At 72.7% G+C, this 22,868-nt stretch carries 15 protein-coding genes and 1 pseudogene; 7 read left to right on the top strand and 9 right to left on the bottom strand.

The genetic code is table 11. The annotated features are described in order from the left end of the window. Positions 1 to 16: 16 nt before the first annotated feature. A complete protein-coding gene (locus ACZ6WH_RS11400) occupies positions 17 to 1,138 on the bottom strand; it encodes a LacI family DNA-binding transcriptional regulator (RefSeq protein WP_469727643.1) in 1,122 nt (373 codons plus the stop codon). Beyond that, complete coding sequence (locus tag ACZ6WH_RS11395; protein WP_469727642.1) at positions 1,119 to 2,780, bottom strand: glycoside hydrolase family 13 protein; 1,662 nt, start codon at positions 2,778 to 2,780, stop codon at positions 1,119 to 1,121. The genes ACZ6WH_RS11400 and ACZ6WH_RS11395 overlap by 20 nt, the downstream gene beginning before the upstream one ends. A 221-nt stretch (positions 2,781 to 3,001) precedes the next feature. On the opposite strand from ACZ6WH_RS11395, the gene ACZ6WH_RS11390 reads away from it, so the two are divergent. The 7 genes and pseudogenes from ACZ6WH_RS11390 to pulA all read left to right on the top strand — a co-directional run bounded on the left by ACZ6WH_RS11390 (position 3,002) and on the right by pulA (position 13,009). Beyond that, on the top strand, positions 3,002 to 4,270 hold the full coding sequence (locus ACZ6WH_RS11390) for an extracellular solute-binding protein (protein WP_469727641.1): 1,269 nt from the start codon (positions 3,002 to 3,004) through the stop codon (positions 4,268 to 4,270). 98 nt (positions 4,271 to 4,368) lie between these two features. After that, positions 4,369 to 5,247 carry a carbohydrate ABC transporter permease gene (locus ACZ6WH_RS11385; RefSeq protein ID WP_469728009.1) on the top strand — a complete coding sequence of 293 codons (879 nt, stop codon included), beginning with the start codon at positions 4,369 to 4,371 and terminating at the stop codon, positions 5,245 to 5,247. 2 nt (positions 5,248 to 5,249) lie between these two features. Further along, positions 5,250 to 6,080, top strand: a complete 831-nt coding sequence (locus ACZ6WH_RS11380) for a sugar ABC transporter permease (RefSeq protein ID WP_469728007.1) — start codon at positions 5,250 to 5,252, stop codon at positions 6,078 to 6,080. Positions 6,081 to 6,119: 39 nt separating this feature from the next. Beyond that, the gene (locus ACZ6WH_RS11375) at positions 6,120 to 7,736 is read left to right on the top strand and encodes a glycoside hydrolase family 13 protein (RefSeq protein ID WP_469727640.1); all 1,617 of its coding nucleotides are present in this window, start codon (positions 6,120 to 6,122) and stop codon (positions 7,734 to 7,736) included. Continuing rightward, positions 7,724 to 8,791 (top strand): LacI family DNA-binding transcriptional regulator, encoded by a 1,068-nt coding sequence (locus ACZ6WH_RS11370; RefSeq protein ID WP_432853434.1) that lies wholly within the window; start codon positions 7,724 to 7,726, stop codon positions 8,789 to 8,791. The genes ACZ6WH_RS11375 and ACZ6WH_RS11370 overlap by 13 nt, the downstream gene beginning before the upstream one ends. A 167-nt stretch (positions 8,792 to 8,958) precedes the next feature. After that, positions 8,959 to 10,338 (top strand): annotated as a pseudogene (locus ACZ6WH_RS11365) (alpha-amylase); the annotation flags it as partial. 28 nt (positions 10,339 to 10,366) lie between these two features. Beyond that, on the top strand, positions 10,367 to 13,009 hold the full coding sequence (gene pulA, locus ACZ6WH_RS11360; protein ID WP_469727639.1) for a pullulanase-type alpha-1,6-glucosidase: 2,643 nt from the start codon (positions 10,367 to 10,369) through the stop codon (positions 13,007 to 13,009). Between the two features lie 33 nt (positions 13,010 to 13,042). On the opposite strand, the gene ACZ6WH_RS11355 is transcribed toward pulA, so the two are convergent. The 7 genes from ACZ6WH_RS11355 to ACZ6WH_RS11325 form a co-directional block, all read right to left on the bottom strand. Continuing rightward, entirely contained in the window at positions 13,043 to 13,984 is a 942-nt protein-coding gene (locus tag ACZ6WH_RS11355; protein WP_469728006.1) for a PP2C family protein-serine/threonine phosphatase, read from the bottom strand. A gap of 178 nt (positions 13,985 to 14,162) precedes the next feature. Further along, positions 14,163 to 14,861: a TetR/AcrR family transcriptional regulator gene (locus ACZ6WH_RS11350; protein ID WP_469727638.1), complete on the bottom strand. Its 699-nt coding sequence runs from the start codon at positions 14,859 to 14,861 to the stop codon at positions 14,163 to 14,165. A 75-nt stretch (positions 14,862 to 14,936) separates the two neighbouring features. Then, positions 14,937 to 16,031 carry a PDR/VanB family oxidoreductase gene (locus ACZ6WH_RS11345; protein ID WP_469727637.1) on the bottom strand — a complete coding sequence of 365 codons (1,095 nt, stop codon included), beginning with the start codon at positions 16,029 to 16,031 and terminating at the stop codon, positions 14,937 to 14,939. A gap of 1 nt (position 16,032) precedes the next feature. Continuing rightward, positions 16,033 to 16,947, bottom strand: a complete 915-nt coding sequence (locus tag ACZ6WH_RS11340) for a metal-dependent hydrolase (protein ID WP_432853425.1) — start codon at positions 16,945 to 16,947, stop codon at positions 16,033 to 16,035. Positions 16,948 to 17,059: 112 nt separating this feature from the next. After that, entirely contained in the window at positions 17,060 to 19,042 is a 1,983-nt protein-coding gene (locus ACZ6WH_RS11335; RefSeq protein ID WP_469727636.1) for a hypothetical protein, read from the bottom strand. A gap of 51 nt (positions 19,043 to 19,093) precedes the next feature. Continuing rightward, a complete protein-coding gene (locus tag ACZ6WH_RS11330) occupies positions 19,094 to 19,330 on the bottom strand; it encodes a DUF397 domain-containing protein (protein WP_361565653.1) in 237 nt (78 codons plus the stop codon). Positions 19,331 to 19,463: 133 nt separating this feature from the next. Further along, complete coding sequence (locus ACZ6WH_RS11325; RefSeq protein WP_469727635.1) at positions 19,464 to 22,613, bottom strand: alpha-N-acetylglucosaminidase; 3,150 nt, start codon at positions 22,611 to 22,613, stop codon at positions 19,464 to 19,466. Positions 22,614 to 22,868 lie beyond the last annotated feature (255 nt).

The following is a 22,868-nucleotide window of genomic DNA, read 5'->3' as shown; positions in this document are numbered from 1 at the left end:
AGCGGGATAGACCGGATCATCCCGGAGTCGGGTCCTGGACAGCCCGTCTCGCCCTGGAGGGGGAGGGTATACCCCCGCTCGCGTCGGGGCCGGTACGCCGCGCCGAGGCCGTCGAACCCCGCACCACCAACTCCGGATGGAAGACGAACTCGCTCCGCAGCGGCGCCCGCGAGGACTCCTGCGGCCCCTCCGGCAGGTCGGCGCCGACCTCCTCCAGCAGGGCCCGCACCGCCGCCTGCCCCATGGCCTGCACCGGCTGCCGGATCGTGGTCAGCGGCGGGTCGGTGAACGCGATCAGCGGGGAGTCGTCGTACCCCACCACCGAGACGTCGTCGGGCACCTCCAGGCCGCGCTGCCGGGCCGCCCGGATCGCGCCGAGCGCCATCATGTCGCTCGCGCAGACCACCGCCGTGCAGCCGCGCTCCAGCAGCGCGCCGGCCGCCGCCTGCCCGCCTTCGAGGGTGTAGAGGGAGTGCTGCACCAGCTCACCGGCCTCGCCCGGAGCCATGCCGAGCTGCTCGCGCATGCTGCGCACGAACCCCTCGATCTTCCGCTGTACCGGCACGAAACGGCGCGGGCCGACCGCGAGGCCGATGCGCGTGTGGCCGAGCGCCGCGAGGTGGGTGACCGCGAGGGAGATCGCCACCCCGTCGTCCGGCGAGATGAACGGCGCCTGCACCTTGTCGGAGAAGCCGTTGATCAGAACGAACGGCACGCCCTGGCCGCGCAGCGCCTCGTACCGGCCCGTGTCGGCCGTGGTGTCGGCGTGCAGGCCGGAGACGAAGATGATGCCGGCCACCCCGCGGTCCACCAGCATCTCGGTCAGCTCGTCCTCGGTCGAGCCGCCGGGCGTCTGCGTGGCGAGCACCGGGGTGTACCCCTGGCGGGTCAGGGCCTGACCGATGACCTGCGCGAACGCCGGGAAGATCGGGTTCTCCAGCTCGGGCGTGATCAGCCCGACCAGCCCGGCGCTGCGCTGCCGCAGGCGTACCGGGCGCTCGTAGCCCAGGACGTCCAGTGCGGCGAGTACGGACTGGCGGGTGGTGGCGGAGACGCCGGGTTTGCCGTTGAGCACCCGGCTGACGGTGGCCTCGCTGACACCCGCCTGTACTGCGATGTCAGCCAGGCGCGCGGTCATGGAACGCGACCTTACCGGTCGGGATCCGGCTTGCCCACCACACGCAGGATTCGCCGGGCAGGCGTACCCGGCCGTCCTCGGCGTGGAGCGGCGCGCTGGCGAGCAGCAGTTCGCCCTCGGCCGACACCTCCACCGGCCGGGTAAGGGTGTTGAGTACGCAGAGGAACCCGTGCCGGCGCAGCGCGAGCACCCCGTCCGGCGCGTCCAGCCATGTCATCGGGCCGTCCCCGAGGCCGGGCAGGGCGCGGCGCCAGGCGAGCGCGGCGCGGTACAGCTCCAGGGTGGAGGCCGGGTCGCCGGTCTGCGCCTCGACGCTCAGTTCCGCCCAGGCCGCCGGCTGCGGCAGCCAGCTCCCGCCGGGCCCGAAGCCGTACGGGGCCTCCGTGCCGGACCAGGGGAGCGGCACCCGGCAGCCGTCGCGGAAGCCGTCCTGGCCGTCGCCGCGGAAGAACGCCGGGTCCTGGCGCACCGCGTCGGGGAGTTCGGTGACCTCGGGCAGCCCCAGCTCCTCGCCCTGGTAGACGTAGGCCGAGCCGGGCAGCGCCAGCATGAGCAGGGCGGCGGCGCGGGCCCGGTCCCGGCCGCCGAGCCGGGTGGCGTGGCGGACGACGTCGTGGTTGGAGAGCACCCAGGTGGTGGGCGCGCCGACCAGGGCGGTGGCGGCGAGCGAGTCGTCGATGACGGTGCGGAGCGCGTCGGCGTCCCATTCCGCTTGCAGGAAGTGGAAGTTGAACGCCTGGTGGAGCTCGTCGGGGCGTACGTACCGGGCCAGCCGGCGGGCGTCGGGGGCCCAGGCCTCGGCGACGCCGATCCGCTCGGCCGGGAGCGTCCCGGGCCGCACCTCCCGGGAGTAGTCGTCCAGCAGCCGGCGCCAGCGGCGGTGGATGGTGTGCACGCCGTCCTGGTCGAAGAAGGGCAGCACGTCGGTGCCGATGAGGCGGGCCTGCTGCCGGCGGCCGACGTCGGGCAGCCCCGGCGCCTTGACCATGCCGTGCGCGACGTCGATGCGGAAGCCGTCGACGCCGCGGTCCAGCCAGAACCGCAGGATCGCGTCGAACTCCGCGTGCACTTCGGGGCGGTCCCAGTCCAGGTCGGGCTGTTCGGGCGCGAAGAGGTGGAGGTACCAGTCGCCGCGGTCGGTGCGGGTCCAGGCGGGGCCGCCGAAGACCGACTCCCAGTCGTTGGGCGGCAGCTCGCCGTAGGCGCCGCGGCCGGCCCGGAAGACGTACCGCTCGCGGGCGAGGTCCGGGTCGCGGAACCACGGGTGCTGGTCGGAGGTGTGGTTCGGGACGATGTCGACGATGACGCGCAGGCCCAGTTCGTGGGCGGTGTCCAGGAACGCCTGGGCGTCGTCGAGGGTGCCGAACAGCGGGTCGACGGCGCGGTGGTCGGCGACGTCGTACCCGCCGTCGGCCTGCGGTGACGCGTAGAAGGGCGTCAGCCAGACCGCGTCGGCGCCCAGTTCCTTCACGTAGGGCAGGCGCGCGCGGGCGCCGGGCAGGTCCCCGACGCCGTCCCCGTCGCCGTCCCCGAAGGAGCGAACGTAGATCTGGTAGATGACGGCGTCGCGCCACCAGCCCGTGCCGGGCCGGTCGGGCGCCGGCGGCGCGGTGGGTGTGGGAAAGGTCAGCTCATCGGTCATCGGCCGTCCTTCGGTCGATCGGGCTACAGGAAGATCAACGCCCGGACAGGCCCGGGGGTGACGGGCCGAGGTAACCGGGCTGCAACATCTTCCGGTGTCCTTGCAGAAATTTGCCGCAAGCTCTTTCGGTTTCTTTTCGCCGCTGTTACGTTCCTGACGCCCTCTCGGGCTTTTCCCTGCGGATCTCGTGCGTATCTCGGCCCTTTTCAGAAGGAGTTCACATGCGACGACGTGGCATAGCGGCCACCGCCCTGGTCGCTGGTCTGGCACTGACGGCGACCGCGTGCGGCGGCGACGACGGCGGCGACCAGCAGAGCGGGGGTGAGCTGTCGGGCACCGTCACCTTCTGGGACACCTCCAACGACGCGGAGAAGGCCACGTACAAGCAGCTCGCCGAGGGCTTCGAGAAGGAGCACCCCAAGGTCGACGTCAAGTACGTGAACGTGCCCTTCGGCGAGGCCAACGCCAAGTTCAAGAACGCGGCGGGCGGCAACTCCGGCGCCCCCGACGTGATGCGCACCGAGGTCGCCTGGGTCGCGGACTTCGCCAACCTCGGCTACCTCGCGCCGCTGGACAACACCCCCGCGCTGGACAAGAACGAGGACTTCGTCGAGCAGGCGGCCGGCTCCACCCGTTTCAAGGGCAAGACCTACGCCGCCCCCCAGGTGATGGACACCCTGGGCCTCTTCTACAACAAGAAGCTTTTGAAGGAGGCGGGCGTCGAGGTCCCGAAGACCTTCGACGACCTCAAGGCCGCCGCCAAGAAGATCAAGTCGAAGACCGGCGCCACCGCGCTCTACCTGCGCGGCGACGACCCGTACTGGTTCCTGCCCTACCTCTACGGCGAGGGCGGCGACATGGTCGACGCCAAGACCAGGAAGGTCGTCATCGACGACCCGGCCGGCGTCAAGGCCTTCGCGACGATCAAGGACCTGGTGGACTCCAAGGCGGCCGTCACCGACGCCACCGACGGCCAGGAGAACCAGCTCAAGGCCCTCAAGGACGGCGACGTCGCGATGGCGGTCGACGGCCCCTGGGACATCGAGGGCGCGCTGGCCGGCAAGGAGTTCAAGGACAAGGCCAACCTCGGCGTCGCCCCCGTGCCCGGCGGCAGCAAGGCACAGGGCTCCCCGCAGGGCGGCTGGAACCTCTCCGTCTACGCCGGGTCCGGAAACCTCGACGCCTCCTACGAGTTCGTGAAGTACATGAGTTCCGCCAAGGTCCAGCAGCAGACCACCGAGAAGCTGAGCCTGCTGCCGACCCGTACGTCGGTCTACGACGTGCCCTCCGTCAAGAGCAACGAGATGGTGAAGTTCTTCCGGCCCGCCGTCGAGAAGGCGGTCGAGCGCCCCTGGATCGCCGAGGGCAACTCCCTCTTCGAGCCGATCAAGGTCCAGATGAACAAGGTCCTGACCGGCAGCGCCACCCCCGACCAGGCCGCCAAGGCCACCGGCGACGCCTACCGGAAGCTGCTCAAGGACTACAAGTGACCACGCTCGCTCCCACCAAGCCCCAGGGCAAGGCGGCGCCTCCCGCGCCGCCCGGCCGGGTGCGCCGGGCCCTGAGCACCCACTGGTACGCCTGGACCATGGTCGCCCCGGTCGTGCTCGTCATCGCGGTCATCATCGGCTACCCGCTGGTCCGCGGCCTGTACCTCTCGCTCACCGACGCCACCGAGGCCAATGTCGCCCGCGACATCGGCATGAACCACATCCCGGCGACCTACCAGTTCGTCGGCCTGGACAACTACACGTCCGTGCTGAGCGACGGCGTCTTCTGGAGCCGGCTCGGCTGGACCGTGACGTGGACCGTCGCCTGCGTCGGCATCACCTTCACGCTCGGCCTGACCCTCGCCAACCTGCTCAACCGGAAGCTGCGGGGCCGTACCTTCTACCGGCTCGCGCTGATCCTGCCCTGGGCGATCCCGGCGTTCATCTCCGTCTTCACCTGGCGGCTGCTCTACAACGAGAAGCACGGCCTGCTCAACAAGCTGCTCCAGGGCGGCGGTATCGACGCGATCCCGTGGCTCAACGACCCCACCTGGGCGAAGCTCTCCGTCATCGCCGTCAACGTCTGGCTCGGCGTGCCGTTCATGCTCGTCGCGCTCCTCGGCGGGCTCCAGTCCATCCCCGGCGAGCTGTACGAGGCCGCCGAGATGGACGGCGCCACCGCCTGGCAGCGGTTCCGGCACATCACCGTGCCCTCCCTGCGCTCCGTGTCCAGCACGGTGATCCTGCTCAGCACGATCTGGACCTTCAACATGTTCCCGGTGATCTTCCTGCTGACGCGCGGCGGGCCCGGCGACGCCACCGAGATCCTCGTGACGTACGCCTACCGGCTCTCCTTCGTCGACAGTCCGCGCAACTTCTCCTCCTCCGCCGCCTGGGGCGTACTGATCCTGCTGCTGCTCTCGGCCGTCGCGGTGGTCTACCGACGGGCGCTGCGCAAGCAGGGAGAGGTGTGGTGACGATGCGCGACAAGAAGCGGAGCCCACTGGCCTCCACCGGACTGCACGCCACGCTGATCGTGGCCGCCGCGATCGCGGTCTTCCCGCCGCTGTGGCTGCTGGTGACCTCCTTCAAGCCGAAGAACGACGCCTTCACCACCGCGCCGGTCACCCACTTCACCTTCGGCAACTACACCCACGTACTGGCCGAGACCTCGTTCCTGACCTGGTTCGGGAACTCCGTGGTGGTGGTCGGCGTGACCACCGTGCTCGGGGTCTTCCTCGCCGCGACCACCGGCTACGCCGTCAGCCGCTTCCGCTTCCCGGGCATGCGCCCGCTGATGTGGCTGCTGCTGATCACCCAGATGTTCCCGGTGGCCGTGCTGATCGTGCCGCTGTACAACCTGCTGGCGGGCCTGGGCCTGCTCAACCAGCCGGCCGGCCTGGTCGTCACCTACCTCACCATCGCCGTGCCGTTCTGCGCCTGGATGATGAAGGGCTTCTTCGACACCATCCCGGTGGAGATCGACGAATCGGGCCGGGTCGACGGGCTCAACCCCTTCGGCACCTTCTGGCGGCTCGTGCTGCCGCTGGCCCGGCCGGGGCTCGCGGTCACCGGCTTCTACACCTTCGTCACGGCCTGGGCCGAGGTCGCCTACGCGTCGGCCTTCATGACCGGCGAGGAGAACCTCACCCTCGCCGGCGGTCTGCAGACCTTCGTCAGTCAGTACAACAACGACTGGGGGTCGATGACCGCCGCCGCCGTGATCGTCGCGGTGCCCGCCGCGCTCGTCTTCGCCTTCGCCCAACGCCACCTCGTCGCCGGACTGACCGCCGGCACGACCAAGGGCTGACCCTTCAGGCCCGGGCTCTCGACCACACCAAGGGATGACATGACCCAGCAGCACAAGGCCACCGCCACCCCTGCCGCAGCGCCCGCCACCGGCTGGTGGCGCGACGCGGTGATCTACCAGGTGTACCCGCGCAGCTTCGCCGACGGCAACGGCGACGGCATGGGCGACCTGGCCGGCATCCGCGCGCGCCTGCCCCACCTGAAGGAACTGGGCGTCGACGCCGTCTGGCTCAGCCCCTTCTACGCCTCGCCGCAGGCCGACGCCGGCTACGACGTCGCCGACTACCGCGCCATCGACCCGATGTTCGGCACCCTCGCCGACGCCGAGGCCGTGATCCGCGAGGCCCACCGCCTCGACCTGCGCATCATCGTCGACATCGTCCCCAACCACTGCTCCGACCAGCACGAATGGTTCCGCCGCGCGGTGGCCGAGGGCCCCGGCTCGACGCTCCGCGACCGTTTCCACTTCCGCAAGGGACGCGGCGAGAACGGTGAGGAGCCGCCCAACGACTGGGAGTCGATCTTCGGCGGCCCGGCCTGGACCCGGCTCCCGGACGGCGAGTGGTACCTCCACCTCTTCGCCCCCGAGCAGCCGGACTTCAACTGGGACCACCCCGCCGTACATGACGAGTTCCGCTCCATCCTGCGCTTCTGGCTGGACCTCGGCGTCGACGGCTTCCGCGTCGACGTGGCGCACGGCCTGGTCAAGGCCGAGGGCCTGCCCGACATGGGCCACGGCGAACAGCTCAAGCTGCTCGGCAGCCAGGTGCTGCCCTTCTTCGACCAGGACGGCGTGCACGAGATCTACCGCTCCTGGCGGCAGGTCCTCGAAGAGTATGCGGGGGACCGGATCGCGGTCGCCGAGGCCTGGACGCCCACCGCCGACCGCACCGCGCTGTATCTGCGCCCCGACGAGCTGCACCAGGCGTTCAACTTCCACTACCTCAACACCGGGTGGAGCGCCGCGGAGCTGCGTACCGCCATCGACGAGTCGCTGGACGCCATGCGGCCGGTCGGCGCGCCCACCACGTGGGTGCTCTCCAACCACGACGTGGTCCGGCACCGCACCCGGCTGGGCGGGGGCCTGCCGCGCGCCCGCGCCGCCGCCCTGCTGATGCTCGCGCTGCCCGGCTCGGCCTACGTCTACCAGGGCGAGGAGCTTGGCCTGCCGGAGGTCACGGAGCTGCCCGACGAGGTCCGCCAGGACCCCTCCTTCTTCAAGGAGAACGGGCAGGAGGGCCTGCGGGACGGCTGCCGGGTGCCGCTGCCGTGGTCCGGCACGGAAGCCCCGTACGGCTTCGGAACCGGTGGCAGCTGGCTGCCGCAGCCCGAGGAGTGGGCGGAGCTGAGCGTGGCGGCGCAGACCGGCGACCCGGACTCCACGCTGGAGCTGTACCGCACCGCGCTCACGGTCCGCCGCGAGCACCCGGCGCTGGGCGCGGGCGACGCGGTGGAGTGGCGGCCCGCGCCCGAGGGCGTGCTCCACTTCCGCCGCGCGGGCGGCTTCACCTGCGCGGTGAACACCACGGCGGAGCCCGTACGGCTCACCGTGCCCGGCCGTCCTGTGCTGTCCAGCGGCGTGCTCCCGGAGGAGATCCCGGGGAGCGCGGACACGTATGAGCTGGCGGCCGATACGGCCGTGTGGTGGGCGGAGTGACGCTGCCCCCGAGGCTCTCCGACATCGCGGCGCAGGCCGCCGTCAGCGAGGCCACCGTGAGCCGGGTGCTCAACGGGAGGACCGGGGTGGCGGTCGCCACCCGGCAGCGGGTGCTGGCCGCACTGGACGTGCTCGGGTACGAGCGTCCGGTGCGGCTGCGGCGGCGCAGCGCGGGCCTGGTCGGGCTGGTCATCCCGGAGCTGACCAACCCGATCTTCCCGGCGTTCGCGCAGATCATCGAGCAGGCGCTGGCCGGGCACGGCTACACGCCCGTGCTCTGCACGCAGATGCCGGGCGGCGCCACGGAGGACGAGCTGGTCGAGCAGCTGGAGGCGCGCGGCGTCACCGGCATCGTCTTCCTCTCCGGCCTGCACGCGGACACCGGTGCCGACCCGTCCCGCTACACCCGGCTCACCGCGCGCGGTGTGCCGTACGTCCTGATCAACGGCTACAACGCGCACGTCCAGGCGCCGTTCGTCTCGCCCGACGACCGGGCCGCGGCGCGGATGGCCGTCACCCACCTCGCCGCACTGGGACACACACGTATCGGGCTGGCCGTCGGCCCGTCCCGGTACGTGCCGTCCCGGCGCAAGGCGGAGGGGTTCGCCGCGGCCATGGAGGAGCTGTTCGGCCTGTCCGGGGGAGAGGCCGAACAGCTCGTCCAGCACACGCTGTTCAGCGTCGAGGGCGGGCACGCGGCGGCCGCCGCGCTGCTGGACGCCGGCTGCACGGGGGTGGTGTGCGGCAGCGACCTGATGGCGCTGGGCGTCGTACGGGCCGCCCGGCAGCGCGGGATCGCCGTGCCGGGGCAGCTGTCGGTCGTCGGCTTCGACGACTCCCAGCTGATAGCTTTCGCCGATCCGCCGCTGACCACCGTGCGCCAGCCCGTACAGGCGATGGCGACGGCCGCGGTCGGCGCACTGATCGAGGAGATCCAGGGGAACCCCGTGCAGCACACGGAGTTCGTCTTCCAGCCGGAGCTGGTGGTGCGGGGCTCCACGGGGCCGGTCCCGAGGGAACCGGCCCGGCCGGCCGGGCGCGTGGGGCCCGCGTGACAGCGGGCCCCCGGCCGGCCGGACCGGAGCTTGCGGGATTGACGGTAACACCGTTGCAATGTCTTGCGTAAGGTCTTGCAACAGTGGGGTGTCCGGGCTACAACTGCAACGGCCTTACGGGCATGGCGCGTTGCCGGGCAAGGCCTTCCACCCCCTCAGGAGGAACCATGCCCCACCGCAGACCCCTCGCCCGCTGGTGCGCGGCGGCCGCCGTCACCCTCACCACGGCCGCCCTCGCCACGCCCGCGAACGCCGCACCGCCCGGCACCAAGGACGTCACCGCCGAACTCTTCGAGTGGCGCTACGACTCGGTCGCCCGGGAGTGCAAGGACACCCTCGGCCCGGCCGGCTACGGCTACGTCGAGGTCTCCCCGGCCACCGAGCACATCCAGGGCGGCCAGTGGTGGACCTCGTACCAGCCGGTCAGCTACCGGATCGCCGGCCGGCTCGGCGACCGCACCGCCTTCAAGAACATGGTCGACACCTGCCACGCGGCGGGCGTGAAGGTCGTCGCCGACGCCGTCATCAACCACATGTCCGCCGGTTCCGGCACCGGCACCGGCGGCTCGTCGTACAGCAAGTACACCTACCCCGGCATCTACCAGCCGCAGGACATGGACGACTGCACGGCCCAGATCACCAACTACCAGGACCGCGGAAACGTCCAGAACTGCGAACTGGTGGGCCTGGCCGACCTGGACACCGGTGAGCCGTACGTCCGCTCCCGCATCGCGCAGTACCTGAACGACCTGCTCTCCCTCGGCGTCGACGGTTTCCGCATCGACGCCGCCAAGCACATGCCCGCAGCGGACCTCGCCGCGATCAAGGGACAGCTCAGCAACCCGGGCGTGTACTGGAAGCAGGAGGCGATCCACGGCGCGGGCGAGGCGGTCTCGCCGACCGAGTACCTCAACACCGGCGACGTCCAGGAGTTCCGCTACGGCCGCGACCTCAAGCGGGTCTTCCAGAACGAGAAGCTGGCCTACCTCACGAACTTCGGTGAGGGCTGGGGCTACATGGCGAGCGGCAAGTCCGGGGTCTTCGTCGACAACTGGGACACCGAGCGCAACGGCTCCACGCTGAACTACAAGAACGGCGCCGACTACACCCTCGCCAACGTCTTCATGCTGGCCTGGCCGTACGGCTCCCCGGACGTGCACTCCGGCTACGAGTTCTCCGACAGCGACGCGGGTCCGCCCAACGGGGGCACGGTGAACGCCTGCTGGCAGGAGGGCTGGAAGTGCCAGCACAAGTGGCCCGAGATCAAGGCCATGGTGGCGCTGCGCAACACCGCCGCCGGCACCGCCGTCACCCACTGGTGGGACAACGGCAACGACGCGATCGCCTTCGGACGCGGCGACAAGGCGTACGTCGCGATCAACCACGAGGGCTCCGACCTGAACCGTACGTTCCAGAGTGCGCTGCCCGCCGGGAACTACTGCGACATCCAGAGGGGCCGGACCGTCACGGTCGACGGGTCGGGACGGTTCACCGCCACCCTCGCCCCGAACACCGCCCTCGCCCTGCACACCGGCGCCCGCAGCTGCGGCTGACCCCCTGAAGGAGAACCACGACGTGACCGGCACCCTCCGCCGAACCGTCACCGCGATCGCCGCGGCGCTCTGCGCCGCGGCGGCCGCCGCCCTGCCCGGCGCCGCCCCCGCGCAAGCGGCGCCGCCGCCCTACCCGGCCAGGGCCGAAGCCCAGTGGATCGACCGGGACACCGTCGTCTGGAAGGGCGCCCCCGACCCGGCCGGCGGCACCCTCCAGCTCGAATCCGGGGCCGACGGCGACCGGCGGCTGCGCCTCGCCCCCGGCACCCTCACCCCCGCCGAACACGCCAAGTACCCGCACCTGAAGGACTTCCCCGCCTTCACCGTCGACCCGCGCGACCGGGCGGAGGCCGCCCCCGCGCTCCGCGACCGGCTCGTCGCCACCCGCCGGGCCGCCGACGGCAGCCTCCGCGAGACCACCGGCGTGCAGATCCCCGGCGTCCTGGACGACCTCTACGCCGCCGCCTCCCGCGCCCGGCTCGGCCCGGTCTTCGACCACGGCCGCCCCACCCTCGCCGTCTGGGCGCCCACCGCGCGCACCGTCGCCCTCGAACTCGACGGCCGCACCGTGCCGATGACGCGCGACGACCGGACCGGGGTGTGGAGCGCGCGCGGCGAACGCGGCTGGACCGGCAGGCCGTACCGCTACGCCGTCACCGTCTTCGCGCCCGCTGCCGGGAAGACCGTCACCAACAAGGTCACCGACCCCTACGCCACCGGCCTCACCGCCGACTCCGAGTACAGCCTGGTCACCGATCTCGCCGACCCGCGCCTGGCGCCCAAGGGCTGGGACCGGCTGAAGAAGCCCGCGGCCGTCCCGCTCCGCGACGCCCGCATCCAGGAGCTGCACATCCGCGACTTCTCGATCGCGGACCGCACCTCGAAGCACCCCGGCACGTACCTCGCCTTCACCGACCGGTCCTCCGACGGCATGAAGCACCTGCGGAAGCTGGCCCGGACCGGCACCAGCCACGTCCATCTGCTGCCCGCCTTCGACATCGGCACCATCCCCGAGAAGCGTGAAGACCAGGCCGGACCGGACTGCGACCTCGCCGCCTACCCGCCGGACTCCGACAAGCAGCAGGAGTGCGTCGCGAAGACCGCCGGGAAGGACGCCTACAACTGGGGCTACGACCCGCTGCACTACACCGTCCCCGAGGGCTCGTACGCCTCCGGTCCGGAGGGCACCGCCCGTACCCGGGAGTTCCGCGGCATGGTGCAGGGGCTGAACGGCGCCGGCCTGCGCACCGTCATGGACGTCGTCTACAACCACACCGTCGCGAGCGGTCAGGACCCGAAGTCCGTACTGGACCGGATCGTTCCCGGCTACTACCACCGGCTGCTGGACGACGGCACCGTCGCCACCTCCACCTGCTGCGCCAACACCGCGCCCGAACACACCATGATGGGCAGGCTCGTCGTCGACTCGATCGTCACCTGGGCGAAGCAGTACAAGGTCGACGGCTTCCGCTTCGACCTGATGGGCCACCACCCCAAGGCCAACATCCTCGCCGTGCGCAAGGCCCTGGACGCCCTGACCGTGCGCAAGGACGGGGTGGACGGCAAGGCGGTCGTCCTCTACGGCGAGGGCTGGAACTTCGGCGAGGTCGCGAACGACGCCCGCTTCGTGCAGGCCACGCAGCAGAACATGGCGGGCACCGGCATCGCCACCTTCGACGACCGGGCCCGCGACGCCGTCCGCGGCGGCGGCCCCTTCGATGCCGACCCGCGCGTCCAGGGCTTCGCCTCCGGCCTGTTCACCGACCCCAACTCCTCGCCGGCCAACGGGACCCGCGACGAGCAGAAGGCCCGGCTGCTGCACTACCAGGACCTGATCAAGGTGGGACTGACCGGCGGCCTCGCCGACTACACCTTCACCGACAGCGCGGGCCGCACCGTCAAGGGCTCCCAGGTCGACTACAACGGCGCACCCGCCGGCTACGCGGCAGCCCCCGGCGACGCGCTCGCCTACGCCGACGCCCACGACAACGAGACCCTCTACGACGCCCTCGCCTACAAGCTCCCGCAGGGCACGAAGACCGCCGACCGGGCCCGTATGCAGGTGCTCGCGATGGCCACCGCCACCCTCTCCCAGGGCCCGGCGCTCTCCCAGGCCGGCAGCGACCTGCTCCGCTCCAAGTCGCTGGACCGCAACTCCTTCGACAGCGGCGACTGGTTCAACGCGCTGCACTGGAACTGCGCCGACGGCAACGGCTTCGGCCGCGGCCTGCCGCCCGCCGCCGACAACAAGGACAAGTGGCCCTACGCCCGGCCGCTGCTGGCCGACCCGGCGCTGCGCCCCGGCTGCGACGCGATCACCGCCGCCTCCGCCGCGTACCGGGACCTCACCCGCATCCGCGCCACCGAACCGGACTTCGGCCTGGCCACCACCGGCGAGGTGCAGCGGGCGCTGTCCTTCCCGCTGTCCGGGGCCGGCGAGACACCCGGGGTGATCACCATGCGGCTCGGCCGGCTGGTCGTGGTCCTCAACGCCACCCCCGAGCGGCAGCGGCAGACCGTACCGGCCGCGGCCGGAGCGCCGTACGCGCTGCATCCCGTCCAGGCCCGCGGTGCCGACCCGGTGGTGCGGACCGCCGCGTACGACAGCGGTACCGACACCTTCACCGTGCCGGCGCGTACCGTCGCGGTCTTCACCCGCGGCTGACGCCCTGCCCGGCCCCGCGGCCGCCGACCAGGCTCAGGCCCACTCGCCCGTCCGTTCCCCCGGTCCGTGTATCGCGGGAACGGACGGCAGCACGGCCCGGACACCCGGCTGGCACAGCATCATCGCCAGGTCGTCCCGGAGCGGTGCCGCCGTGTGCGTCATCAGCAGGGCGTGCAGCGCCTCCAGCGCGTCGTCGAGCGTGGGCCGGGCCAGCGCCTCGCGGACCCGCTCGTCGAGCGGAAAGGGCTCACCCCGCGCGTCGAGCGCCTCGATGAGCCCGTCGGTGTAGAAGAGCAGCCGCTCGTTGGAGGCCAGCCGCACCCGCTGCTGGAACGGGGCGGGCCGCAGGCCGAGCGGCAGGCCGGGCTCGTCGGGGTCCAGCGACTCCAGCCGGTCGCCGATCCGCAGCGGCGCCGGATGACCGCAGTTGACCAGCCGCACCTCGCCCGGCGCGAACTCGGCGAGCACGGCCGTGACGAACCCCTCGGCGTCCAGCTCGGCGGCGAGCCGGGTGTCCAGGAGCCCGGCCAGCCGGATCAGGTCGGGCGCGGTGAAGGCGTGGTCGCGGAAGCAGCCGATGGTGATCGCGGCGAGCCGCGCCGCCTCCAGGTCGTGGCCGCGCACGTCACCGATCAGCACCCGCAGGCCGTACGGGGTGTGGGCGGTGTTCAGCAGGTCGCCGCCGACCAGGACGTTCTCCGCGGCGGGGAGATAGCGGGCGGCGATGCTGATGCCGCCGAGGTCACCGGAGAGCGGCCGCAGCAGCGCCTGCTGCGTGCTCTGCGCGACCGCGACCAGCGCGGCTTCGTGCGCGCCGCGGGTGTCCGGCAGCGCGGGAGGCGGAGGCGGGGCCGGGAGCGGGGCCGGGGTGATGGCCCGGCGGGAGTTCCATGAACGCCGTGCGGTGCACAGACCGCAGACCAGGCCGGAGGCGAAGCCGCAGCCGTATACGAGCAGCGTGCCCATGAACTCCATGCCGGTCACTTCACGTCCTTCCCACGCACCGCCGTGGGAAGGCCACTCTGGCATCGCCGCAGACGGCGACGAAAGCGAATGCAAGAAGCTGGTGAGAGTCGATCGCGCAGCGGTCGGATGTGTCGACGAGTGACGCCCAGTCGGTCGTTTTCGAAGGCCAGGGCGGTCGCAGCGGTGTTCAGGCGTCGGTCGGGACCAGGGACAGGAGCCGCGCAGCGAGTTCCGCGAAGGGGCCGTCGATCGGCTCGGCGGCGAGGATCGCCCGCAGCGTCTCCGCCATCCCCTCGTCGTACGCGGCGCTCACCGCGGCCAGCGCGGCGAAGTCGTGCACCAGCTGCCGCTCCAGCTCGGCGCGCGGGATGCGCTTGCCGTCCAGCCACTGGAGGGCGGTGGACTCCGCGAGCGAGATCCAGGAGCGGATCACCAGCTCCATGCGCGGCGCCGGGACCGCCAGGCCCAGGTGGTCGACGATCTGCTCGTAGGCGGACTGCCGGACACCGTTGATCATCGCGCTGGTGCGGCTGGAGCCGACCGCGGGACCGCCGCGCATCAGCGCCGAGAAGCCGGGCCCGTGCTCGTCGACGAAGTCGAAGAAGCGGCCCATCACCCGCAGCAGCCGCTCGCCCAGCGGCCCCTCGCGCGGCTCGACGAAACGCGCGGCGAGCTCGTCGGCGGCCCGGCCCAGCGCCGCTTCGTACAGGCTCTGCTTGCCGGGGAAGTAGTGGTAGACCAGCGGCCGCGAGATGCCCGCGGCCTCGGCTATCTCGTCGATGGAGACGTCCTCCGGGGCGCGGTGGCTGAAGAGGCCCAGAGCCACGGAGATCAGCTGTTCACGGCGTTCCTCGACACCCATCCTGCGGCGCACCCCGGTCGTCATGCGAACACCCTAACGACCGGGGTGCGGCAGCGGTATGCCACCGTCGGTGACCGGCCGGACCCGCGCCGGTTCCGGCTACAGGTCGAGCACCAGGCGTGTGCCGTGGCACCGCGAGACGCAGATGAGCATCCGGTCCTCGCGCTCGGCGTCGGTCAGCAGCTCGTCGCGGTGGTCGATGTCGCCCTCGACCACGCTCTGCAGACAGGTCCCGCAGAAGCCCTGCTCGCAGCTGTACGGCAGGTCGGGCACGGCCTGTTCGCGGAGGGCGCGCAGGATGCTCCGGTCCGCGGCGACCGCGACCGTACGGCCGGTGCGCCGCAGCTCCACCTCGAAGGCGCCGCCCGCCGTGCCGGCACCCTCGGCCACCGGCGCGAACGCCTCGGTGCGCAGCTCCAGCCCGGCCGGCAGCAGTGCGGCGACCGCGTCCATCAGGGGCTGCGGGCCGCAGCAGTAGACGGCGGAGCGCGGCGGTGCGCCGGCGAGGGCCGCGGCCAGGTCCGGCCGCCCGTCCTCGTCCTCGGCGACGACCGTCACCCGGTCCCCGCCCGCCCCCGCCAGCTTCTCGATCTCGGCGAGGAACGGCATCGAGGCGCGCGACCTGCCGCCGTACACCAGTTGCCAGGGCACGCCCTCGCGCTCGGCCCGGCGGAGCATCGGCAGGATCGGCGTGATACCGATGCCGCCCGCGACGAAGAGGTAGGCGTGGGACTCGTCCAGCCGGAAGCGGTTGCGCGGCCCGCGCACCTCCACGGCCGTGCCTTCCTGGAGCTGCTCGTGCACCTCGCGGGAGCCGCCCCGGCCGTCCTCGATCAGCCGGGTGGCGATGGTGTACGCCCCGGTGTCGGCGGGGTCGCCGCAGAGCGAGTACTGGCGCACCGTGCCCGAGGGCAGCACCAGGTCGATATGGGCGCCCGGCTCCCAGCCCGGCAGCGACTCGCCCTCCAGGCGCAGCCGTACGACGCCCTCGGCCTCCTCGGCGCGTTCGACGACGAGGAGTTCGCGGCGCCCGCTGCCGCGCCGCCCGGTACCGGATATCGGCTCCTCCAGGGCCGGCATCGGCCACAGCGGGGATTCCTCGACCCGGCGGCGCAGGGCCCGGCCGACGAGCAGGGCGGCGCCGGCGGTGACCACGGCGGCGCGGACGCGGCGGGAGCGGAGGATGGCGGTCATGTCAGGCGGCTCCACGGGTGCGGGCGTCGGCCGCGGTCGCGGCGGGGGAGTCGGCCAGGTAGGCGGCGGCCTGCGCCGTGCTGCCGTACTGCGAGGGGTGGTACGTCCGGTGCAGGTACTGCGGGATCGTGCGGACCACGGCCCCGGTGGTCGGCAGGACGCCCTGCCGCCCGGCGCGGAAGAACTCCTTGAAGGAGGCCTTGCCGTCGAGCAGCGTGGGGTCGTTCGTCATGAAGAAGCGCACGCCGCGCTGCCACAGGAAGACCAGCGCCGCGAAGGCGGTGGCCCAGGTGCGGGTGCGGCGCCGGTATCCGCCGTCGAGGTGCACGAAGAGGTCGAAGGCGACCGAGCGGTGCTCGACCTCCTCGGCGCCGTGCCAGCGCAGCAGGTCCAGCATGGTCGGGTCGGCGCCCTTGGCGTCCAGCGCCTCGGCGTTGAGCACCCAGTCGCCGAGGAACGCGGTGTAGTGCTCGATCGCCGCTATCAGCGCGACCCGCTCCAGCAGCCACCAGTGCCGGGCCCGGCCCGGCGGCAGGGTGCGGTCGCCGAGCAGCTTCTCGAAGAGCCAGTCGACCTGTGCCGTGTACGGAGTGGGGTCCAGGCCCTGCGCCTTGAGGTGCGGCAGTACGTCGTCGTGCGCCTGGGAGTGCATCGCCTCCTGGCCGATGAACCCGATGACGTCGGCGCGCAGCCGCTCGTCCCGTATGTACGGCAGCACCTGCTTGTAGACGTGCACGAACCAGCGCTCACCGGCCGGCAGCAGGAGGTGCAGCACGTTGATGGTGTGGGTGGTGGACGGGTCACCGGGGACCCAGTGCAGGGGCGTCCCGCTCCAGTCGAAAGCGACGTTGCGGGCCTTCAGCGGAGTGTGTTCCGAGGCGACCGGCGCGGGCCGCAACGGGGCCTTGTTAGACATGGCGTCAATGTACTGGGCGGTAAGAAGGAGCGACAGCCCCTTGCAGAGGATTTCCCGCCGGCAGGCGAAAGGGGCCACGGGACCCACCCGCGACCCCCGCACCCGCCCGTCCTCAGTGCAGTGCCGTGAACCTGCCGCCGTCCGGCAGCCGCGCGGACAGCCGCGCGTGCGCGCCCGCCTTCGCCCGCACCGCCAGCAGCCGGCCCTTCGTACGGCCGGACACCCCGCCGCCCGCGGTCACCCCGCGCACCTCCGCACTGCCCGCCGCCACCAGCCACCAGTGCCCGGCCGCCGACTTCCACAGCACCCCGGCCAGCGCGTGCGGCGACCGCGGCCCGCAGGCCCGCCCGCCCTCCGTACGGGCCGCCACCGCACCCGGCGGATACCGGCGGGCGCCCGGCCCGTCGCCGTCGCCCGCCACCGGCGCCTGGAACTGCGCCATCGCCCGGCTCCCCGAGCCGCGCCAGGTCTCGGCGCGCGTGCACAGCCAGGTCGCCGTCCCGCCGCGCTCCGGCAGCCGCTGGCGCGCGTACTCCCAGGCGTTCACCTCCCGCACGCCCAGCGCCCGGACGGCCGGCAGTTGGCAGGCCGTCCGCGCCCACGCGGTCCGCGCGTCCCGCCCCGTCGGCTCGGCGGCGCGGCCCGGCTCGCCGTACGTCAGCCGGGCCGGGGTCAGTTCGCCCAGGTCGGTGTAGAGCCGCCCGGCCATCGTCAGCGCGGGCCAGCGGGTGCAGGACGGGCCGCGTCCGGGCGCCGGGGCCGGATCGGTCACGCCGTCCGCCGCGCGGTGCAGCACCGCCGCCCGCTCCTCCGGGCCGCCGGTCAGGTCCGCGAGCGTCACCTCACGCACCCAAGGGGCCGTCAGATAGCGGACGTTGCCGTCCGTACGGCTGACCACCAGCGCCGCAGCGCCGGCCGCCTCCGCGCCGTCCGTGCGCGCGAAGTCCAGCACGGCGCCGCCGCCCGGCCCGTCCACCGACTCCGCGTACCGCACCACGCGCAGCCCGTCGTACAGCAGCACCACCGCCGCCCGGTCCACCTCGCCCGCGTACAGCAGCTGCGCCGGCCCGGCGGCGGGCCCGGACGGCGTGCCGGGCGTCGTGGAGACCTGGACCCGATCGCCGGGGCGGGCCCAGGCCGCCAGCGCGCGGCGCAGCAGGGCCGTGTCGTGCGTCCGGCCGCCGCGCGCCGGCCAGGCCGAGAAGTCCTCCCGCGCCGCGGTCCGCCAGGCGTCGGCCGGGACGCGGGTCAAGTCGCCCGGCTTCAGCGCCGCTTCGGCCGCGGCGTTGCGCGCGTACGGAGGCGCCGCCGCGCCGTCCCGCCCCCAGCCGTCGCCCGGCAGGGCCAGCAGCGCCCCGCACACCACCGCGGCGACGCCCGCCGCCAGCGCGACGCGTACGTGCTGGCGCCGCCGGATGAGGTCCGTCGGCCGCGCCTGGAGCGAACAGGGGTCGAACTCGGCGGAGTCCAGCAGCGAGCCGTCCCGGCTGCCCGCCGGGGCCGGGGCGCCGTCCGCCTCGGCCAGCGCCTCGCGCGGCTCCGCGATGCCCACCGCCGCCAGCACCCGCCGCACCTCGCGGTCGCCCATGCCCTCCAGGCCACGCAGTGCGTAGGCCGCGCGGGCCGGTGCCGACAGCGCGGAGAGCGCCTGGTCCAGGGCGAGTTCGTCGGCGCCGCCCGAGCGCGGGAAGAGCCGCAGCCCCCACACCTGGGGGAGCGGCGGCGGGAGCTGGGGGAGCGGCAGCCGCAGGCGCCCGAACCGCAGCGCCGGGCGGTCGGCGGCGAGTGCCGCGCGCAGCACCCGCTGCCGTACGAAGGCGTATCCCGGGTCCGGCGCCGGCCGGCCGCCGGCGCGCTGCGCGGGCAGCACGGTCTCCTCGGCGGCGGTGCGGTGCCGGGGGAGGGCCCGCTGGGCGACGGCGTGCGCGGTGAGCACGCGGCGATTGCGGCCGAGGCGGGGCGGCAGGACCAGATAGGCCAGCCGGACCAGCCGGGGATAGTGCTCCACGAGCGCGGCTTCCGCCTGCTCGACGTCGATGACGCCGAGCGGGGAGGTGCGGTCCGGTGGTGGGGTTATTGCCTGCTGCTGCTCCACGTTCCGTAGAACGAGTGATTCATGGGATGGTCACTTTGACCATCCGGCGGGTCAGCGCTGCCGGTCGAGGTCGAACTCGCCGTCCCGGGCGCCCAGGACGAAGGCGCGCCACTCGCCCTCGGTGTACCGCAGCACCACGTCGGGGTCGGTGGAGTTGCGCATGGCCACGGCACCGCGCTCCAGGAACGCGATCTCCACGGCCTCCTCGGAGTCGCCGGGGGCGCGCTGCCAGACGGCATCGGAGATGTCGAGGGCGTAGAGCCACTCCTTCTCAGCTGCGGCGCTCATGCGGTGCACTCCTCGCGATAGCCGGGACGGTACGGAGGTCAGCGTACGCCGAGCGCGGCGGCTACGGGGAGCGAACGAACGACCCCGGACGGTGCCGCACCGTCCGGGGTCGCCGTCTCGCCACCGCGTCGCGTCAGTCCGTCCGCCAGCCGCTGAACTCCACCCGGCCGCGGGCGCCCGAGCCGCCGTTGGCCGCCGACATGTGCAGGCCGGCGTCCTGTGCGGCGGCCGCGCCGGGCACGGTGGCGGTGGCCACGGTGCGCCAGGTGGCGCCGTCGTCCGTGGAGTACTCGCCCTTGAACGCGCCGCCCGCCTCCCGGGAGAGCCGGAGCGTCACCGGTGCCTTGACGCCCGTCACGCGCTCGTAGCGGTCCAGGGTGCCGTCGCCGTCGGTGTCGTAGGAGAGCGCGACACCGTTGTCCGGTGTGACGGAGAGGTTCACGAAGCCCGCCGAGCCCCCGGCGCCCAGGCTGTTGCGGGCGGCGATCCCGGCCCGTGCCCAGGGCCCGGTGACCGACTGCCCGGTGACCTTCACCGTCATCGAGCCGCCCGCGCGGAGCGCCTGCGGACGGTAGACGGCGCCGAACTCGGCGGTGGCCTTCCACAGGTCGGTGCCCGCCCCGTCGATGGCGAAGCGCCCGTCCAGCTGACCAAAAACCGCCTCGTTGGTGGTGACCGTGCGCAGGTCCTTGTCCAGCGGCCCGGCCACGAAGAGCGAGCCCGACTGCACCGCCGAGACCGCCGTCTCGCCCTTCGGCCCGTAACTCACCGTCAGTTCGTACGGCATCGGCTTGAGCGGCGACGTCAGTGGCTCGGCGGGTGCCGCGACCCGCCAGTCGACGTCTCCCTTGCCGCCGGCCGGTATCGACGGCAGCGAGACGGGGCCGCGGTCCTCGGCGTCCAGCCCGCTCAGCGCGAAGTCCACCCGGCCGGTGTCCCGCAGCCCGCTGAGGTTGTGCAGGGTCGCGGTGAGGGTGGTCGCGCCGCCCGGCTCCATGGTGGCCGGCTCGGCGGCGACGACGACCCGGCCCTGGTACGGAGCCTTGGCGAGCGCGTCGTGCACCCGCTGCGCGGTGCGGTGCGCGTCGGTGGTGGGCCGCAGCGGGTAGTCCTTGCGCTCCCGCGTCCACGGCTCCTCAAGGGCGTACCAGTCGAAGGTCTTCGGCTTGCGGCCGGCCGCGAGCGCGTCCTCCAGCTCGTCGAGGTACCGCTGCCACTGCGGGAGGTGGAAGTCGCCGATGAGGCCGTGCCAGTCGCGGTTGGCGTAGTTGGCGAGCTTCCCGCCGTCCGCGGTGGGCCGGTCGGCCCAGGTGGTGATCAGGGCCCGCGCGGAGTGCTCCAGCTGTGCCTTCTCCTTGTCGCCGGTCCCCATCCGCTTGGCGGCGTCCAGCCAGGGCCCGAGGAGGAAGTGCCGGTGCGCGCCCGTCATGTCCTCGCTGAGCCGCATCAGTTGCAGCCACAGCTTGGCGAGGGTGCGGAAGGCGTCGAGGTCCTTGCGCTTGTACGCGTCCTCCAGCTGCGGGATCAGCTGCCAGGATCGATTCGCCAGTGCCTGCCGGCCCAGGTCGGTCAGGTCCAGGCGGTAGGCGTCGCTGTTCCGCAGCGCGGGCCGGACGCCCAGCAGCGCGGCGAACGCCACGTCGAACCGCGCCAGGTCGAACGCGGGCGTGTGCGTGGCGTAGTGCGTGCCGGACCGGGCCGACAGCGACGGGCGCGCCGCGAAGATCGAGTCGTGCGGCCGGCCGTCCTTGCTGCTGATCTCGTACGTGCTCTCCCGGAGCGCCGCGAACGCCGCCCGGGCCTTGGCGTCCCGGCCGCCGTACCGCGCGTCCGCGTAGCCGTCGAACCACGCCGCGCGGTCCACCGGGTCGTCCCGCCAGGCCAGCTCGCTGAAGAGCTCGAACGCCGCCGGGTCCCGCTCGGCGGCCTCGGGCATGTACGCCGTGCCGACCAGCTTGCTGCCCTTCTTGTCCCGCCATGTGGTGAACCGCTCGGCCCACATGTGGGTCTTGGCCCCTATGGTCGTGCGGCCGCCGAAGTTCGGGATCGAGCCGAAGACGTAGGGAACGTTCCCCCAGTCCTTCTCCCGGTCCTTGACCGTCTCCAGGTCGGAGAGGCCGTCCACGATCAGCAGGTGCCCGGGATCGAGGGCGTCCAGCAGGTCGCGCCGCGGGTTCTCCTGCCAGCCGAGGATCACCCAGACGGCGTCCTTGTGCGCGGCGAGCATCGCCCGCTCCACGGCCTTCGCCGCGGCCGGCACCGGGACCTTGCCGGGGTCGCCGCCCTCGTGCAGCAGGTCCATCTTGAAGTGCCGGACGGTCCCGAAGACCTCCTTCTGGTGGCGGTAGAAGGACCGCGCCACCTTCGTGAAGACCGCGGTGCGCGGGTCCAGCCAGTCCGGGCGCTTCAGGCCCGACCAGGTGCCCTGCGGGACGACCGCGGCGCCGGGATTGCGCTTCACGAAGCCGTCCGGGACGGTGCCGAAGTAGCCCGGCAGGACCGGGTGCATGCCCAGCGACCGCAGCCGGTCGGCGATCCGGCGGCCGAGGTCGGTGCGCTTGGCGAGCAGTTCCTTGCTGACCGGGCCGCCGTAGCCGCTCATGTTCTGCAGCAGCCACCACGGCTGGTGGGTCGGGGCCGGCAGCCAGGCCCGTGCCTCGGCGTCGGAGTACCCGAAGTCCTTGAGCATCCGGTGGTACACGGCCTCCGAACCGGCCGTGACCAGCACCTCGTTCACACCGTGCAGCGCGAGGACGTCGATGGTCCGCTCCCAGTGCGCCCAGTCGGCGTACGGCGCGGTGTACCCGTCGTGCGTGTCGTTCAGCGCGAAGCGGTGGGGGAGCTTCGTGGCGCGTTCCAGCGGTGCCTTGGGCGCGGGAAGCTTCGCGGGGAGGTTCAGCTGCTCGCCGGCCCAGGAGATATGGGCCTGGCAGACGTACTTCAGGTACCAGTTGACGCCGGTCAGCATCGCGGCCGGGCTGGTGCCGGTGACCTCGATGCGGCCGGGGGAGCCGGTGACGCGGAACCGCTCGGAGGTGCCGGCGGCCCGCTTCTGGGGGGTGAGACGGAACTGGTCGGCGTGCCGGGGGAGGAGGCGGTGGAGCGCGGCGCGCGCCGGTGCGGAGTCGAAGGGAGCTGCGAGGGGGGAGCCCGTCGGGCCCGCGGGGCGCGCCGGCCCCGGTACGGCGGAGGCGGCCATGGCGGGGGTATGCCCGCCGACCGCCGCGGCGACACCCAGGGCGCCTGCGGTACCCAACACGTTGCGTCTCGTGACGTGGCTCACACATGCCCCCACTGCTCGGCAGTATCAACGGTTACGTGCGAGGGGAAACGCTAACGGTCGATCAGCTCGTAACCAAGGATGCTGATACGACCAGAACGCGCCGAATGTCGCTGCTGTGGACCAGTGGAGTGAAAGGGGGCCGGCATGCACCCGGACACCCTCGTGGCGGCGGCGCCGGGCGTTGCCCCGGCCCTTCGGGGGCCAGTGTTCGGCGGTTTCTTACCCGCGCTCCTTCTGGGCTTCACGCGACGGGGC

The sequence above is a fragment of the Streptomyces sp. NPDC050806 genome, assembly GCF_055586425.1.
This window is presented reverse-complemented; position numbering and strand designations above follow the sequence as displayed.

Bases quoted from the DNA above. Each gene is read 5' to 3' on its own strand.
- ACZ6WH_RS11340 (WP_432853425.1), bottom strand. From the start codon at position 16,947: ATGTCTAACAAGGCCCCGTTGCGGCCCGCGCCGGTCGCCTCGGAACAC.
- ACZ6WH_RS11350 (WP_469727638.1), bottom strand. From the start codon at position 14,861: ATGACGACCGGGGTGCGCCGCAGGATGGGTGTCGAGGAACGCCGTGAA.
- ACZ6WH_RS11375 (WP_469727640.1), top strand. From the start codon at position 6,120: ATGACCCAGCAGCACAAGGCCACCGCCACCCCTGCCGCAGCGCCCGCC.
- ACZ6WH_RS11345 (WP_469727637.1), bottom strand. From the start codon at position 16,031: ATGACCGCCATCCTCCGCTCCCGCCGCGTCCGCGCCGCCGTGGTCACC.
- ACZ6WH_RS11395 (WP_469727642.1), bottom strand. From the start codon at position 2,780: ATGACCGATGAGCTGACCTTTCCCACACCCACCGCGCCGCCGGCGCCC.
- ACZ6WH_RS11330 (WP_361565653.1), bottom strand. From the start codon at position 19,330: ATGAGCGCCGCAGCTGAGAAGGAGTGGCTCTACGCCCTCGACATCTCC.
- ACZ6WH_RS11355 (WP_469728006.1), bottom strand. From the start codon at position 13,984: ATGGAGTTCATGGGCACGCTGCTCGTATACGGCTGCGGCTTCGCCTCC.
- ACZ6WH_RS11385 (WP_469728009.1), top strand. From the start codon at position 4,369: ATGGTCGCCCCGGTCGTGCTCGTCATCGCGGTCATCATCGGCTACCCG.
- ACZ6WH_RS11390 (WP_469727641.1), top strand. From the start codon at position 3,002: ATGCGACGACGTGGCATAGCGGCCACCGCCCTGGTCGCTGGTCTGGCA.
- ACZ6WH_RS11380 (WP_469728007.1), top strand. From the start codon at position 5,250: ATGCGCGACAAGAAGCGGAGCCCACTGGCCTCCACCGGACTGCACGCC.
- ACZ6WH_RS11400 (WP_469727643.1), bottom strand. From the start codon at position 1,138: ATGACCGCGCGCCTGGCTGACATCGCAGTACAGGCGGGTGTCAGCGAG.